Source organism: Komagataeibacter sp. FNDCR2 (genome assembly GCF_021295395.1).
GTDB lineage: Bacteria > Pseudomonadota > Alphaproteobacteria > Acetobacterales > Acetobacteraceae > Komagataeibacter.
This window is the reverse complement of record NZ_JAIWOU010000001.1, coordinates 960,615-976,134: the sequence shown is the minus strand read 5'-3', so window position 1 is coordinate 976,134 and position 15,520 is coordinate 960,615. Positions and strand designations below refer to the sequence as shown.

Genomic DNA, 15,520 nt, shown 5'->3' with positions numbered 1-15,520 from the left:
ACATGATCAACCGATCCCGCATCACGGCATGCGCGGCCCTTCTTTCGTTGGCCGCCCTTGGGGCCTGCTCCGGCCAGACCAATCTGCGCAAGGCCGCGTTCGATACCATGAGCGCCTATCATGTGGCCGCTACCGGTGCGGAAGCCTATCTGGCCTCCGGCAGTGTGAACGCCACGGTCAAGGCCGACATCAAGACGGCTTCGGCGGCCGCGCTGGTGCCCCTGACCACGCTGGATACCACCGTATCCAATGGCGATACGGTCACGGCATCTGAACTGGCCACGGCCGAAAGCGCTCTGGCCGGGCTGCAATCGGCCCTGTCCACCGCGCAGACCACCACAACCACGGGGAGCAATTGACATGGAAGCAGCAGAACTGAGCGCCATCGTAAGCGGCGCGAGCACCGTTATCAGCCTGATCGAGAAATACGGTCCCGATGCCTGGACCACGATCAAGACGGCGGTGGAAGATACCGCGTCATCCGGCGGCCCGACCGCCGCAGATATCGAGGCCATTTATGCCAAGTGCAAGGCCGATAATGCGGCCATTCAGGCATCGTGAACTTCTATTCCGGATTGGCCCTCGGCTTTGTGCTGGGGGCAGCCTGCGCGGTGGGTTATCTGCTCATCGCGTTCGCGCGTGACTGTTGGCGGCAGGGGCGGATGGAATGATCTGGGTGGCGCTTGGTATCATCGCAGCCCAGTCCGTTCTGGCATGGGTGATCTACTTCGTAGAGCGTGCAGATCATCGCCGTTACATACTCGATAACCTCGGGCCGCCTGCACCATGATCTGGCGCTGGATTCACCGGCTGTTCTGTTTGCGGAAAGGGTGCCGGAAATAGAAACGGCAGGAACCCGTTGAGGCCCTGTCGTTCTGTTGTTCCCCACAAAAATACTGGAAAAGAGCCCTGATCTTGGTCAGGCGAACTTACTGCTCCACAAGCTCCAACGCATCTTGGACAAGCCGATTCAGGCTTACGCCACGGGCGGCTGCGATCTCAGCAGCGCGGGCATGAACATCCGGGGACAGGCGGACCTGAAATTTGCCTGAGTAGCGTTTTGTGGGCTCGATTCCCTTTTCCTCGCACATCTCCAGAAACACGCGCAGCGAGGTCTCGCCTTCCTTGCGTAGTCCTTCCACGCTGTCCGCGTAGAAGTCCGCCCCGCCGTTCAGGCCAAGGAACTCGCCCCGGAACATGCCGATTTCCGGGTCAAACTGGATGACGGCCCGGTGGCTGCCAATCTCCATCATGTTATTCATGGCGTTACTCCGTTCTGCTCCAGCCATTTCCGTACAGATGCCACCGCCCCCTTATCCGTCTCTGGCTTGGGGTGGGGCCGATGAAAGACTCTGATCTCCCCGAACAGGACTACGCCAATGCGCGAGCCTTCCCGTTCCGACACCTCGGCCCCCAGCGAGATGAACAGGGCTTCAATGTCGCTCCATGCAACGTTGCCAGAGACAGGTCGCTTGAAGATCAGTTCGAGGGTTCGACGGTGCTTGGCTTTCATCTATAACTGATACCGTAATATGGTATCATATTCAATAAAAACCATGTCGTGCAGCATGCGGAAATCGTCCGTGATCTAGCAGGTGATCATGGTCGATGACTGTGCCGCTTTTTGTGCCGACCTGCTGTGCGGAAAGGCAGAAACAGGGCGTCACATGCGAAACGAAGGCGCGCGCTATTTTATTGATAATAAACAAATTATGGGTTTTATCGGAGAGTGGCGGAGATTTTCAAGACCGCTGCCTTCAACCGCTCGGCCACCTCTCCATATCGTCTGTTTAGCTAGGTATTCCGCCGCCGTCTAGATGTTACCGCGCACAAAAACCACTGCATTCATACGGGCTCTGTGCCCCAATTTGTGCCGCCATGCAGCACCTGCTCAAGCTCATCCGCCCTCGGGGCGGACAAATAGCTCTCGGTCGTCTTGACCGATGTGTAGCCCGGATGGTGAAGGCATGGCGGCGGTCATGAATGCGCAAGCGGGTGAGGGATAGGCCCGAGGCTTCATAATATGCTGCAATTCTGCGCATGCGCGACTGGTGTTGCATCGTCCACATTGCCAATATCGATGTGGACAGGCTGACGGGCGATCCCGCTGCCAACCTGATTTCCATGCAGGTCACCGCCGCGCGGCGTGACCAACGTGCGGACCGCAATGCAGGCGACCAGCTGCTTTCTTGGGGGCGTCCGGCCATTGACGTAAACCGCGCGTTCCGCACGGCGTTGGTCCTGCAGGCGCTCAACAGGACCAATATACTGCTGTGAATGCTGGAATGGGATGGCAGGCAGGTCAAGGATATGCTCCCCGGCCGGTTTATCGTAGGTGATGGTGCGGCTGTCGGCCCGGTCCTCGCGCATTTCGTGCCCTGTGGATACACTGAATGACGTGCAGGCCGCAGGACTTACGTCGCGTGGCATGCCTGATGACGGAGAGACCGAAGAAATGAAACGTATCATCATGGCATTCCTCCTGTTTCTGCCAATGAGCGCGCAGGCGCGTTCACCGGTGCCGCCGTCCAGATGGACGACAAGTTACGTTCCGACGCTTGAGGACTGGCAGGCCGCGCTCCTCTATAACGGTTCACCGCTCAGTATCGCGATGGGAGAGGAAATCTCGCGCGCCACAGGGGCAGAGGGTCTCAAGCTCAACAGAAGCGGCGACACGTCTACGAACCAGAACCTGACAACCCCGATCCTGACCAACGCGACAGTGGGGGCGGCGACTATTTCCCTGTCCTCCACGACGCTGCCGTTCAGGAACAGTAGCGGTGCCCGGATCGCTACGATGGATACATCCGGGAATTTCAATGTTTCAGGATACCTGTCCACGCTGTACGAGGTTGTGCCGGACTATCTCAAGGGAGCAGGAAACAATGGTGCTGATGATGCGCCATGGATACAGAAAGCCGTGGCCACCGTCTGCGCAGCAGGTGGCGGTACGGTCCGTTTCCTGCCGCGTCATTATGTGATCGACAGCGAGATCAGTATTGGATGCCCGGTCACTCTTCAGGGCGCGGGTTGGCTGGAAAATTATTCCGCGCAGAGCCCAGCAGCCGCATTGGGTACATGGTTCGATATTGACGAAACAACCGTCCCGCCGGTGTATGTCCACGATATACAGTCCCGTGGCACGCAGATACGAGATATCGCATTCTGGCAGCCGGGCCAGACAGCGCCAGCGGCCAACGCAACGTCCTGGACGCCCGTTATCTATCCCCCCGTTATCTATCTGCATAATGTGGAAGGATACACGCTTCTGCGGAACCTGTTCATGGACGGGGTTCTTGCTGGCGTGAATTCCGTAAATGGAGGCCGTACAATTATTGAAGGGCTGTACGGGCAGTTTTTTGATTATTCGGTCAATATTGATGCCGACGCGGATGTCTCACGCATCAACAACATTCACGCATGGCCATACTGGTCCGGCGCGAATGCGGTTATGTCCTATCAGGAAGCTCACAGCCAAGCCGTAAAACTCGGGCGTGTGGACAGCCCGTTTCTGGATAACATATTTGTTCTGCCGGCTAGAGCGGGGATCTATTTTTACGCAGGCACGAACAGCTTCGCCAGTGGCGTAGCAACAGGGGTGCAGGTCGGCAAGCTGTCGTGTGACAGCACCGTAAACTGTCTGGAAGTAGCGGCTTCCGGCGTTGTGGTTACGGTCAACTCGCTACGCACCTTTGGCCAGAACGGGGCATCATCCGGAACGCCTGCCTCAGGAGCGTCCGTCATGATGGTGGATTCAGGGGGGGCCGTATCCGCATATCTGGGGCAGGTTGAAGGACGAATGCTCTTCAACGCGGCATTTACATTCAACGCCAAATATAGCCTTGGCGGAGGATGCAGTAATGTCCGGATTGCCAGCCTGGCGGAAGATTTTGGCAGATCAACCGAAAACGGCATTTATACCGCTTTGGGGAAGAGCGCATGTTCTTCGTCATCTACCGCGGCCAATCAGGTACTGTTGGCTACACCTCCATCAGTTTTTACGAATTCTTCCGTTCATCAGGTAATGAAGAATAGCGGTGGAATTCAGACGGGAACGTGGTGGGCGGTTCCCACGAAGCAGCCCTGAGCCGGTTCTCAGGCGCTGTATGACTGGAGACGTAATATTGGGGGCACTTCGGTCGCGATACGTCCGTTAAACCGCTCGATCATGCTGTTGGCTTTCGGTTCGGCATCCTTTCCGAACTGGCGCAATACCATGGTGTGTGGGGGTGTTATGGGGGCAGTCGGTTGGTTTCATCGGGCTGTAGCAGGAAGTCCGGTGGTCCGGTCATGCGATACGATGTGATGCGCCATGCCATGGTGCGGCGGCTTCGGTGGAGCCACCATATCCTGTCGTAACAACCAGAAGGCCATTCATGAAGCCCGGGGAACTGTTGCGGTGCGACAATCGCCCTCGTCAGGGGGGCGAGGCCCTGATGCTGCCAGCAGACCAGCGATGTGCCTTCCATAGTGGAAAGAACGGCACCGAATTCCTGTTCCTGATGCAGCGCCCAGGTCAGATCCACGGGGCAGTTCAGTTGTTCGGAAAGTGGCTGCACGGTCTGTTCCGGCCGCCGGCTATGGCCGCCACCGGGCCGGAAAGCCGAGGCGAAAATGCGATCAGGTATCGGTAGCCGTAGCGTCCTGCTGCCCGGGAAGGCAAAGAAACCGGCCAGTTCCCTTGCGCGGCGCCACCCCCGTCTGCTCAATGAATAGGGATCGTCCCGGCCATGAGCGTCGATGCCGGTTTCATGAAATTTTTCGTCCGGTTTTTCCGCGTGGCGCATCAGCACAATATTGATCACCGTCACGATACATTCCTCAATACTTCAAGAAAATGTCGTCATAATCTTCCGAAGGGTGTGGACACGATGAGGCTGCACTTTTTTGAGCGGATCAGACCCAAAGCAGGAAAGGAACAGGATCCCTACCTGCCGGAGGTCGGTGCCTGACGGTTAAATTCCTTTGTCGATATGGTCAAAATCTGATTTGTAAAACGCTTTGTATAAAAATTGATTGTTGAATCATGCGTTTCATCTACGGAACTGTAAACAGCATCAGAAATGATGATGGTCCTGTACCCTCGGTCTATGGCCTCCAGGGCGGTGAACAGAACGCAGATATCTGTTTCACCACCTGTTAGTACAATCGCCGCGGGATCATGGTTTCTGACATAATCCCGGAACTTCGTTGCGCGCCACGCGGAATAATTATTTTTATCAAATACTTTGTCCGGGAAAGAAAACACCTTCAACTCAGGCACGAGTTCAAGAAGGTCGGGGTCAATTTCCGCTCGTGTCATCTGGTGCCAGTGTTCGTAATACTCCCGCCATGCCCCGCATGCGTCGTCGGCGCGCTGGGGGGGAATAAAGCGGGTAAAGACAGTATTTTCAGCATGCCGCGTTACAATATCGACAATATTCGGAAGGATACTGGGCATCCATGCGGCCTGCCATGGGGTCTTTTCACGAAACATCCTTTGCATATCAACGCAAACGTGAAGCCACCGACCATGTTGAAGGAAGCTATCCAGATCCATCCGGGATTCTCCACCAGTCGGAAACGGGTTTTATTCAGGCGCCCGGCATTATTGGCATGTTGCGATACCGCTTTCCGGTGGCGTGGAAAATGGCGTTGGCAATGGCGGCGGCCGTGCCACACATACCGATCTCACCCACGCCCTTGATCCCCAGCGGGCTGACTTCCTCATCGTGTTCATCCACAAAAAGAACATCGATGTCCGGAATGTCGGCATGGGTCGGAATATGATATTCCGCGAAACTGTGATTCATGAAACGGCCGACACGCTCATCCATCAATGAGTCCTCATGCAACGCCATTCCCGTCGCCATCACCATGGCGCCGCGTATCTGGCTGGCGGCGGTTTTCGGGTTCATGATGCGCCCCGCCGCCACGGCATTGACAAGGCGGGTCACGCGCACGGTGCCCAGTTCCTGATCCACGCGTACTTCGCAAAAGACCGCGCTATGCGTAAAACGGGCTTTGCGCATCTGGCTGATCTTTCCCCACAGTCCCGGTTTTGCGGTTTCTTCGGCTTCGAGGCTGTCCTGTCCCATAAGGGAGAGGGCGTCGGAAAGGGAAAGGACGCGCCTTTCATTGCCCTGCATGCCCTGCACGACGCCAGCCTCCAGCGTTACGGTATCCTGCTTTGCCCAGTCCGGAATATTTTCATTTCTGGCAAGCGCCTTTAAGAATTTTTCACGCAGGCTCCGGCAGGCACGCCAGACGGCGGCCCCCGCAGAGGCTGCCGTCCATGAACCGCCTTCGGTCGGGCATTCCGGCAGAGTGGAATCTCCCAGTTCAATATCGATCCCGTCGATCGGGATCCCGAACGCTTCTGAAGCCGTCTGGGCCAGAATGGTGTAAGTGCCGGTCCCGATATCCGCGGCGGCGGTGGCGATATGGAGCCGTCCGTCGGAACTCAGGCGGGCACGGGCGGAGGTAGGGGAGAACATGGCGTCCCAAAGGCCGGTCGCCATTCCCCAGCCGATAAGTTCCCTGCCGTCGCGCATGGTGCCGGGAACGGGATGGCGCCCGTGCCAGCCGAAATGCCCGGCGCCCAGCAACAGTGCCTCCCGTAAAGCCTTGCTGGTGAGCGGCATGTCATGCATGGCGTCGATTTCCGAGTAATTGCGCAGCCGGAATGCCAGCGGGTCCATCCTGCAGGCCCAGGCCATTTCATCTATTGCCATCTCAAAAAGATTAACGCCGGTTGCAGCACCTGGCGCGCGCATATCGCTGGAGGTGTAAGTGTCCCGTGGCGCTATTTCATAGTCTGCTGCGGCATTGGGACATTTGTAATTGATCAGCCCCCAGATGACGATATTTTCCATGTTGTGTTCGAAGCGTGAAGTGTCGGTAACACCTTTGACGATCATCGCCTGCAGCGTTCCGTCCGCACTGGCGCCGAGTGCTATGTCCATGACCGCTTCCGGCCTGAAAACATGCGTGAACATCTGCGATCGTGTCAGGCTCACGCGTAACGAGCGTCTGAGCATTTTCGCGCCAAGGGTGGCGAGGAAGACATTGTACAGGGGCCGCAAACCGGAGCCGAACGCCCCCCCGACGTAGGGATTGCGAACGCGTACCTGATCCCTGGGCAGGGACAGGGCCTTCGTCAGGTAACTCTGGACCGCCTGGGAGCCCTGTGTCTTGTCCCAGACCGTCAGTGCGCCATCGTTTTCGACAATAACGGTCGTGGCGTGCATTTCCATCGGATTGTGATGTTCCGATGCAAGATGAAAGCGCCCCCCGGCCTTTACCGCACTCAGCGCATAGGCTTCGGAGGCGTTTCCCCTTGACCTGGGGGGAACATAATTGCTGCGCGTTTTCGTGGGCATGTATTTCTGTTGCAGGGCGGCTTCGAAATCGGCGTTATGGGGCCACTGTTCATAATCAACCTGAACCAGCATCGCCGCTTCACGCGCCGCCTCGAACGTCTCCGCGAAGACGACGGCGACGGGCTGTCCGTTGAAGCGAATTTTGCTGTCATGCAGGGGTTTGTAGGGCGATCCCGGTATGCCCAGATCATCCACATAGGATTTTTCGAATAATGCCGTATGCGGGCGATTGCGGTGCGTCATGACCTCGATCACGCCGGGAACCGCGCGTGCCGCATGGTCGTGGATGTTTTCGATGCGGCCGCGTGTGATCTGACTGTTGACGATAACACCGTACACCAGTCCTGGCGGATGAGGTTCCGCGGCATATTTCGCCTGCCCGGTCACCTTGGCAAACCCGTCGATCCGTGAGACGGGTTGCCCGATATTCGTTGACGCGACGTTCACGGTGCGCCTCCTTCAGCGGATAATCTTGCAGGTCTGGGACTGGGGCGTGCCTTCGGCGGCCTGCCATAGCGCCCGTTCGATCACACGTGGCGCGAGCTTCAGCTTGGCGGCGTTGTCGCGATCCATGACGGCGCCCTCCATGATACGCTCGGCCACGTCCCGGAAAAGCGAATGCGAGGGCGGCCTGTGTTTCATCAGCGCCTCTGCCTCCGGCACGCACCAGGGCTTTGTTCCCACGCCGCCCAGTGCAACATGACCGCAGCGAATGGTGCCGTCGCTTTCCATTTCCAGCCCAACCGCAACAGAAACGATTGCGAAGGCGAAGGAAAGCCGGTCGCGGATCTTGAGATATGTGTAATGCCCCTCGAAAGAAATGGCGGGCAGATCAATGGATGTCACGATTTCGCCGGACTGCAGGACGTTCTCGATCCACGGTGTCTTCCCGGGCAGGCAATGATAGTCACGTACGGGCACCGACCGTGCGCCTTCCGGGCCGTGCAGATTGACCGTCGCATGCAGCGCCGCGAGGGCGATGCACATGTCCGACGGGAATGTGGCGATACATGCGTCACTCGTTCCCAGCACGGCCATGATCCGGTTGCGACCGCCGCGCGCGGCGCATCCGACGCCGGGGGCGCGCTTGTTGCAGGGCATGTCGGGATCATAAAAGTAATGGCACCGTGTTCTCTGGTTCAGATTGCCACCATTGGTCGCCACGTTCCGGATCTGCGCACTGGCACCCGCGAGAATGGCCGAGGCCAGAAGGGGATGGCGTTCCGTCACCAGGGGATGCATGGCCGTATCGGCGTTGGTCGCCAGCGCGCCAAGACGCAGGCCGCCACCGGGCTGTTCTTCAATCCGGTTCATGCCGAGGGATTTGAGGTCGATTACATGAGCGGGGCGCTCGACATCCGATTTCATGAGGTCGATCAGGTTCGTGCCGCCGGCAAGGAAGCGCGTGCGCTCGGCAACGTGGTATGCCTCATCGATCGTGCCGGGCCGCGCATATGAAAAGTTCCTCATGCGGCCTCTCCCGCACTGTCCCGATGCCGCTGCGCGGCGACCTGCTCAATGGCGTCGATAATGCCGTTATAGGCACCGCAGCGGCAGAGATTGCCGCTCATGAATTCGCGGATCTCTTCGCGGGAACGGACATGGCCTTCTTCCAGCAGCGCGATTGCGGACATGATCTGTCCTGGCGTGCAGTAACCACACTGGAAGGCATCGGCGTCGATGAAGGCCTGCTGCATCGGGTGCAACTGGCCATCCTGACTGATGCCCTCAATGGTCGTGACGGCGGTGTCGGGTATCGAGACCGCCAGTACGAGGCAGCTTTTGACGCGTTTTCCCCCGACCAGCACGGTGCACGCACCGCATTGTCCGTGGTCGCATCCCTTTTTTGTGCCGGTAAGGTCGAGCCGTTCGCGTAGCAGGTCCAGCAACGTGACGGATGGCGGCAGGTCAGCGGCATAATCCTGTCCATTAATCCGGAGGCGACAGGGAGCCACCATGGACGCACTGTTCATGAGACATCACTCCTGCTGGCTTCAGGCTCTCGGCGGCCAACGCAGGATTAAAGAGTTGGGAGACTGCCGGTTGCGCGTCATGTTCGAAAATGGATGCGCGAGGCACCCTTTTTCTTTCAGGTGACGGAAGATGGCAGAGGATCGGGTCGCACGGATAGGCACCGATGGCCCGGTCTGGCCATGGTTGTCCCGATGGTTCCGTGTGGACAGTCAGGATGGTTTGCCTGCGTCACAATTTTCCTGAATTACATAGTCAAATATATTGCCGTTATTATGACCGGGAAGATTTTAATGTGGAAACGCGAATAAAATGCCGCTCGCTCCCGTCGCGTTTTCTATTTCCAGAAAGACTGTATTTTTTTCCTGAAACCTTGAAACCCCGTTCATGCCGGGCAGTTTGTCACAGGTCGGTTGGATGAACGACCGTCCCAATATCAATAAAGAAGAATGGAAAAATGGCAAACCGGGGCGGTAGCTGTGGGCAGCACGCCAAGGCTGGCGCGCAGGGCCACGAAATACCTGACTTCGTATCCCGGATACCGGGTGCCGCGATCGGTTTGCCGCATGCCCCACGCCAGTCAGGTAACAGATATTCCTTCAATAATGGAGAAAACCAATGGGCTTGTTCACGAAACCTATCAAGACGCTGGATGACCTGTTCGTGCATACCCTTCAGGACATCTATTATGCCGAAAACCAGATCGTCAAGAATCTGCCCACCATGGCGGAAAAGGCGTCTGAACCGGAACTGAAGGCTGCCTTCCAGCAGCATCTGACGGAAACGGAGGGGCAGGTGCGCAGGCTGGAGCAGGTATTCCAGATGCATGGTCAACCCGTCAAAGGGGCAACATGCCAGGCAATGGATGGAATTCTCGCCGAGGCGAAGGACATCATCAGCGACTGCGATGATCCCGAGGTCTGTGACGCTGCCATGCTCTCGGCCGCCCAGGCTGTCGAACATTATGAAATAACCCGTTATGGCAGCCTTATCGCCTATGCCACACAGCTTGGTCGTGCCGACTGCGCGTCTTTGCTGAGGCAGACGCTTGAGGAAGAAAAATCTGCCGACCAGAAACTGACGCGCATTGCCGAAGGGTGCGTGAACCAGCATGCCGCCTGACGGCGGAGCGTTCTTCGAGGCGCGCAGGACGGCTCACCCGCTGGAAAGGTAAGGCGCACGCGACGGACGGAACTCAGCCCGATGCGACTTGCCGATATCGCGGGGGGCACGAGAGAGTTCTGGCATCGCTGTGAGCCGGTCATGTGACGTCAGGAGGGGCAGGGGCGCCGGGATCCAGTCCCGGTTGCCCCGGGCCTGTCGCTTCTGGCGCATGCTGTCCACATCTCGTTTTCAGCCCGCTCGCGTTTGTCCCGCACATTCATGCGCGGGGTGTCGCGTGTATCTGGCGGCAGGAGACGGCACGAAGCACGGTTCAAATGGTCTGAAAGGATGGACGATGTCATTCCTTCATAACTTAACCTGCCGCCGCTGTTTCAACCGTACATTCGCGGCAAGCCTTGTCGCGGCCCCGTTTGCGGCCATGGGCGGGCGTAACGCCCGTGCGGCGGACAAGCCCCTGACGCCCGTGCCCGGCCGCCCGAAATCAATGCGCAGCAATGTACTCGACACAGCCGCCGATACCCTGCAGGTAAAGAAACCCATTGATGCCATGAGTGAGTATCTGAATGGATTTCATTTCTATGCGGACGACATGGGCCGTCAGGTCGAGGCCAATCATTTCTGCACGCATCTTACGGAAGACTTCCATCAATGCGTGATTTATGAAGCCAACCAGAAAAACGCCAAGCTGATTGGCATCGAATATATTGTAAGTGAACGAATATTCAAAACACTTCCAGAAGATGAAAAGAAGTTATGGCATAGCCATCATTACGAGGTGAAGTCAGGTATGCTTGTAGCACCCGGCGTGCCCGATATCGGTGAGCATGCATTCATGACGGACCTTGTCACCACTTACGGGAAAACATGGCACACCTGGCAGATCGACCGGGACCATGATTTTCCCTTCGGTATTCCCCAGCTCATGATGGGCTTTACAAAAGATGGTCAGGTCCGGCAGTCCCTTCTGGATGACCGGGACAGGCGTTTCGGTATTTCCACCGCAAGCGAACAAAAGAACCGGGCGGATATACCGACACCCCATGTCGTGGCGGGCGCGAATGCATGGCAGGACGGCATGACAATGCAATTACAGCTTGTTGACATGCCGGTAAGGAATATTCCGGGATAATTTCCGAATACTTGTGGGAACAGGTGCCCCCATGGCCGCATCATGCAGCCCCCGGATCCGTTCAGCCGGTCAGGGGGAAAAGCGTATCAACTGCCCGCGACAGGATACCAGCCCCCCGCGCCGCGTTCAAACAGGGGAATATGACCCAGGGCGTGAACCAGGCCGGGCGTGTCCTGTCCGACTTTGCCCAACTCGGCCTGCCAGGCCCAGCCTTCCGTCAAGACGGCCATGATGCCGGTGACCTCGGCCTGCACCTTGTGCATGAGCCGGGTTGCGACCGCCGCGGTCCGGCCTGTGTTCAGCACGTCATCCACGATCAGGACACGCTTGCCCCGCACACGTTCCACAAGTGCGGGGTCCAGATATAGCCGCTTGCTCCGGTCCGGGCTGGTGGAGGACGTCAGTGGTTCCGAAAGCTCTTCATCGTACCAGAATTTGCGTGAATGCCCCAATGCGACATAGCTGTCGAACCCCAGGTTTTCCGCCACGGGGCGCGCATAAGCCAGCCCCATGGTCGGAACCCCCACAATCACTTCCGGGGCCAGTTCCCGCGCCGTGTCCGTCAGCAGCCGGATGATTTCACGTTCAACGGCAAAATCCGTCTGGTTGGACATGAGAAGGGCGATCGCCCTGTCTCCATCGGGAAGGGGGCGCAGGGGAAGGATCAGCGCGGAGCCATCCTTCAGCCGCGCCGGGTAGGAGGTGGTATGGCAGGATGGTAACTCCGCCGGGGCATGCGGGCGCCATTCGGCGTGGTAGGACAGTGTCGGCATGGATGATTTCCGCGATGGGTGGATGATGGGGGCGAACCCTGTTGACCTGTCGTGTGGCGGTGCGTCCTGTCAAGGGGACGGCAGGCATGAAGCGGCATGGATGATCCGGCCGGTGAGTGCACAGCCATGCGGCTTGCGGCGCCTTGTGAAAGGCGGTTTCCCTTCTGTTTTGTTTTGCGGCCGCCTGCGATATATCCACCGCAACGACAAGACGCGACAGGCAGGACTGGAAAGGGGAGGGGATGCGGCAGGCGGAAGTATGGATGCGGCGGGTTGTGACCGGGCTTGTGATTCCGATGCCGCTGCTGTTGCTGTACGCGCTGGCCCCGGCGGAAATCATCATGACGGCGGTGGCCGTACTGTTTGTCGCCCATTGTGTGGCGTGCCGCGACTGGAACTGGCTGCATCAGGCATGGGTTGTCGTGGCAGGCCTGTTGTGGGGGGATCTTGTACTGTCTTCCGCGGTGGTGGGCAGCGGGCATGCGCTGGTACAGGCGTTATGTCTGGTACGGTATTTCCTGTTTGTCGCCGCACTTCAGATATGGGTACTGCCAGATCCGCGCACGCGTGGCGTTCTGGTCCGGGTTTACGGGGCGGTCGCGCTGTGGCTGGTGGCCGGATGCTGGCAGCAGTATCTGTGTGGCCGTAATTTCATGGGGTATGGCCGCTGGGTGGATGGCGCGCTGCTGGGGCCGTTATGGGCGCCCCGCGCCGGGCATGCGCTGGTCATGACCGCGCTGCCGGCAATTTTCCCCCAGGCCATACGGCTTGCCCTGCGTGAAGGTGCGCGGGGGCGGGTCATGGCGGCGGCCATGTTGCTGGGGCTGGTCCTGACAATGGGGCTGGTGGCCCAGCGCATGCCGCTGCTCTGCCTGCTGGCGGGTATGGGGATTGTCGGGATTCTGGTGCCGCGCCTGCGGGGGGGGCTGGTGGTGGTCGGTATATTCGGGGCCATCGGTATCGGGCTGTCCCCGGTTCTGGCGCCCCAGGCCTATCACAAGCTGGTCGTGAATTTTATCATGCACATGCGCGGGTTCGCCCAGAGCCCTTACGGTATGCTGTTCATCCGCGCGGGTGTCATGATCCAGCACCACCCATGGCTGGGGCTGGGTTTTGACGGTTTTCGCCACGCTTGTCCGGATCCGGCCTATTTCCATGGCCTGCCATGGCTGGGTGTGGCGGAGGGGCCGTATGGCGGTGCAGGTGGATGTAACCTGCACCCGCACAACTATTACCTGCTGGTGGGAACCATGGGGGGCCTGCCCGCACTTATCCTGTTTATGGCCCTGGCCCTGTGCTGGCTGCGACCGATATGCGCGGGGATCGTGCCCGCGCGCGACCCGCAGCGGCTGATGCTGGCGGTGACATGTGGCGTCATATTCTGGCCCGTCCAGTCCAGCAGTTCATTCCTGACCCAGCCGAGTGCGGGCTGGATGTTCATGGTGATCGGCTGGGCGCTGGCGGCTTCACCAGTTGCCAGCCGGTTGCAATACGGGATGCAGGGGGCTAGTCGTGGGGGGACCGCCGCATTAGAGTGCCCGCGCGGAAGACGTGACGGATGAAGCGGTTCACCCTCCGCCGGTCATGACCGTATCCGGCTTTAGCAAGAGGAGCCTGCGCCATCGTTTTCGCCTGTTGCCTGAAAGGAACGTGTCCGGTTCTGTCCCGTGCACGGGTTTTTGCGCGTGTGATGACCCATGTCCACTGAGGAACGGGATGCGCTCAGGCGCATATTCGGTAATACCGGCTTCCTGATCGCCGGGCGGGCGACGAATGCGATCTGCAGTTTCGTGTATGTCGCATGGGCGGTGCGCGCATTGGGGTTGCAGCAGTTCGGTGTGCTCATGCTTGTGACCACCTTCGGCACGGCGGTATCGGCCGCGACGCACCTGCAATCGTGGCAACCCCTGCTGCATTATGGCACCGACCCGTTCACCAATGGCAGGCGGGCGCAGTTTTCCCGCGTGCTGGCGTTCTGCATACGGGCGGATTACATCAGCGGCGGGGTCGGGTGGCTTGTCGGCACGGTGGGGGTGGCGCTGTTCGGCACCTATATGGGGTGGCCGGCGGCGGATCAGGGGGCGGCCTTCGCCTATATGCTGACCCTGTGGTTCATGAACATAAGCTGGTCGGCGGGGGTGTTCCGCCTGTGTAACTGCTTCTGGCTGACAATGCTGACCGACCTGACCGGCATCATGGTCCGTACCATAGGCTCGGGCATCGGGTTCATGTGGCATATGGGGCTGGATTACTACCTGCTGGTATGGAGCGCGACGCAGGTGACGATGTTCATAAGCGGCACCACGCTGGGCCTGCTGCAACTGCGCCATGCCGGGGGTTCCCTGCGGTTCAGCCTGTTTACCCGGCTGAAGCCCGAGGATGCGCCAGGCATCTGGCGGTTCACGCTTTCCACCAGTTTCAACAATGTGCTCGGCTCGGTCTTCAACCAGTTCGGTACCCTGCTTGTGGGTGGTATTCTGGGTCCGGCGGATGCGGCTGTCTATCGCGTTTCACGCCAGATTGGCGAAGGGATCGCCAAACCCGCGCAGCTTATGATGCCCGCACTTTACCCCGAATTCATCCGCCTGCGTGAAAAGCAGGACTGGTATGGCATCAAGCGCGTGACGATCAAGCTGTTCTGCATGATCGCCGGGTTTTCGGTCGTGCTCATGGGGGTGGCGGTGGCGGTGGGCAATATCCTGCTGACATGGATGCTGCATGTACACTGGCATGGGGGGCGCCACCTGATCATGCTGATGCTGGGAAGCGCCATCCTGGGGCTGGGTGTGGTGCCACTGGAGCCGTTGCTGACGGTGATGGGGCAAATTTCGCAGGTGCTGAAGGGCCGGATTATCGTCACCCTGACCTATCTGCCCCTGGTCTATGGCATGACAAGGGCCTGGCATCTGGAAGGGGCGGCGGCGGCGGCCGATGTGGCGGCGCTGATCATGCTGTGTGTCTGCCTGCGTCCCGTCTTCGCCTGGTTTCGCCGCGTGGCACCTGGCCGCAGGCCGGTCGAGCCGCTCGCCCCGGCATCGAGCCCAGTTGCGACAGGGGTGAAGGAAGGGGCGGGGCAGGGCTGCCCATAGGGCATATGGCTTCTTGCGCCAGCAGCCCCATCGCGGCAGGTGGCCCTGATGGACGGTAATCCGGGGTCAGGG

At 59.0% G+C, this 15,520-nt stretch carries 17 protein-coding genes; 9 read left to right on the top strand and 8 right to left on the bottom strand.

Annotated features, from left to right (window positions below; translation table 11 throughout):
• Positions 1 to 2: 2 nt before the first annotated feature.
• The gene (locus tag LDL28_RS04535; protein ID WP_233057409.1) at positions 3 to 359 is read left to right on the top strand and encodes a hypothetical protein; all 357 of its coding nucleotides are present in this window, start codon (positions 3 to 5) and stop codon (positions 357 to 359) included.
• Between the two features lies 1 nt (position 360).
• Positions 361 to 561, top strand: a complete 201-nt coding sequence (locus LDL28_RS04530; protein ID WP_025811569.1) for a hypothetical protein — start codon at positions 361 to 363, stop codon at positions 559 to 561.
• Between the two features lie 368 nt (positions 562 to 929).
• On the opposite strand, the gene LDL28_RS04525 is transcribed toward LDL28_RS04530, so the two are convergent.
• Entirely contained in the window at positions 930 to 1,262 is a 333-nt protein-coding gene (locus LDL28_RS04525; protein WP_233057408.1) for a type II toxin-antitoxin system HicB family antitoxin, read from the bottom strand.
• Positions 1,259 to 1,513: a type II toxin-antitoxin system HicA family toxin gene (locus LDL28_RS04520; RefSeq protein WP_233057407.1), complete on the bottom strand. Its 255-nt coding sequence runs from the start codon at positions 1,511 to 1,513 to the stop codon at positions 1,259 to 1,261. The genes LDL28_RS04525 and LDL28_RS04520 overlap by 4 nt, the downstream gene beginning before the upstream one ends.
• 527 nt (positions 1,514 to 2,040) lie before the next feature.
• On the opposite strand from LDL28_RS04520, the gene LDL28_RS04515 reads away from it, so the two are divergent.
• Entirely contained in the window at positions 2,041 to 2,277 is a 237-nt protein-coding gene (locus tag LDL28_RS04515) for a phage major capsid protein (protein ID WP_233057406.1), read from the top strand.
• Positions 2,278 to 2,428: 151 nt separating this feature from the next.
• On the top strand, positions 2,429 to 4,087 hold the full coding sequence (locus LDL28_RS04510; protein WP_233057405.1) for a hypothetical protein: 1,659 nt from the start codon (positions 2,429 to 2,431) through the stop codon (positions 4,085 to 4,087).
• A gap of 145 nt (positions 4,088 to 4,232) precedes the next feature.
• On the opposite strand, the gene LDL28_RS04505 is transcribed toward LDL28_RS04510, so the two are convergent.
• Positions 4,233 to 4,559 (bottom strand): hypothetical protein, encoded by a 327-nt coding sequence (locus LDL28_RS04505; protein WP_233057404.1) that lies wholly within the window; start codon positions 4,557 to 4,559, stop codon positions 4,233 to 4,235.
• Positions 4,560 to 4,730: 171 nt separating this feature from the next.
• Between LDL28_RS04505 and LDL28_RS04500 the strand changes: the two genes are divergently transcribed.
• Positions 4,731 to 4,952 carry a hypothetical protein gene (locus LDL28_RS04500; RefSeq protein WP_233057403.1) on the top strand — a complete coding sequence of 74 codons (222 nt, stop codon included), beginning with the start codon at positions 4,731 to 4,733 and terminating at the stop codon, positions 4,950 to 4,952.
• Here LDL28_RS04500 and LDL28_RS04495 read toward each other — a convergent pair.
• From LDL28_RS04495 to LDL28_RS04480, 4 genes are read right to left on the bottom strand one after another with little or no spacing between them, the layout of a single operon-like run.
• A complete protein-coding gene (locus LDL28_RS04495) occupies positions 4,928 to 5,539 on the bottom strand; it encodes a cysteine hydrolase family protein (protein WP_233057402.1) in 612 nt (203 codons plus the stop codon). The genes LDL28_RS04500 and LDL28_RS04495 overlap by 25 nt on opposite strands.
• 34 nt (positions 5,540 to 5,573) lie before the next feature.
• Positions 5,574 to 7,808: a xanthine dehydrogenase family protein molybdopterin-binding subunit gene (locus LDL28_RS04490; protein ID WP_233057401.1), complete on the bottom strand. Its 2,235-nt coding sequence runs from the start codon at positions 7,806 to 7,808 to the stop codon at positions 5,574 to 5,576.
• A 12-nt stretch (positions 7,809 to 7,820) separates the two neighbouring features.
• Positions 7,821 to 8,831 carry a xanthine dehydrogenase family protein subunit M gene (locus LDL28_RS04485; RefSeq protein WP_233057400.1) on the bottom strand — a complete coding sequence of 337 codons (1,011 nt, stop codon included), beginning with the start codon at positions 8,829 to 8,831 and terminating at the stop codon, positions 7,821 to 7,823.
• Positions 8,828 to 9,334 (bottom strand): (2Fe-2S)-binding protein, encoded by a 507-nt coding sequence (locus tag LDL28_RS04480; RefSeq protein WP_233057399.1) that lies wholly within the window; start codon positions 9,332 to 9,334, stop codon positions 8,828 to 8,830. Before LDL28_RS04480 ends, LDL28_RS04485 begins: the two co-directional genes overlap by 4 nt.
• 616 nt (positions 9,335 to 9,950) lie before the next feature.
• Between LDL28_RS04480 and LDL28_RS04475 the strand changes: the two genes are divergently transcribed.
• Both LDL28_RS04475 and LDL28_RS04470 read left to right on the top strand, forming a co-directional pair.
• Complete coding sequence (locus LDL28_RS04475) at positions 9,951 to 10,454, top strand: ferritin-like domain-containing protein (RefSeq protein WP_233057398.1); 504 nt, start codon at positions 9,951 to 9,953, stop codon at positions 10,452 to 10,454.
• Between the two features lie 277 nt (positions 10,455 to 10,731).
• Positions 10,732 to 11,586, top strand: coding sequence for an OBAP family protein (locus LDL28_RS04470; protein WP_233057397.1), 855 nt, complete (start codon positions 10,732 to 10,734; stop codon positions 11,584 to 11,586).
• A gap of 86 nt (positions 11,587 to 11,672) precedes the next feature.
• Here LDL28_RS04470 and LDL28_RS04465 read toward each other — a convergent pair whose 3' ends face one another.
• Positions 11,673 to 12,359 (bottom strand): phosphoribosyltransferase, encoded by a 687-nt coding sequence (locus tag LDL28_RS04465; RefSeq protein WP_233057396.1) that lies wholly within the window; start codon positions 12,357 to 12,359, stop codon positions 11,673 to 11,675.
• 275 nt (positions 12,360 to 12,634) lie between these two features.
• Here LDL28_RS04465 and LDL28_RS04460 point away from each other — a divergent pair, with 275 nt between their 5' ends.
• Together LDL28_RS04460 and LDL28_RS04455 are read left to right on the top strand one after the other, a co-directional pair.
• Positions 12,635 to 13,921 (top strand): O-antigen ligase family protein, encoded by a 1,287-nt coding sequence (locus tag LDL28_RS04460; RefSeq protein WP_233057395.1) that lies wholly within the window; start codon positions 12,635 to 12,637, stop codon positions 13,919 to 13,921.
• A gap of 135 nt (positions 13,922 to 14,056) precedes the next feature.
• Positions 14,057 to 15,448: a lipopolysaccharide biosynthesis protein gene (locus tag LDL28_RS04455; RefSeq protein WP_233057394.1), complete on the top strand. Its 1,392-nt coding sequence runs from the start codon at positions 14,057 to 14,059 to the stop codon at positions 15,446 to 15,448.
• The last annotated feature ends 72 nt before the right edge of the window (positions 15,449 to 15,520 follow it).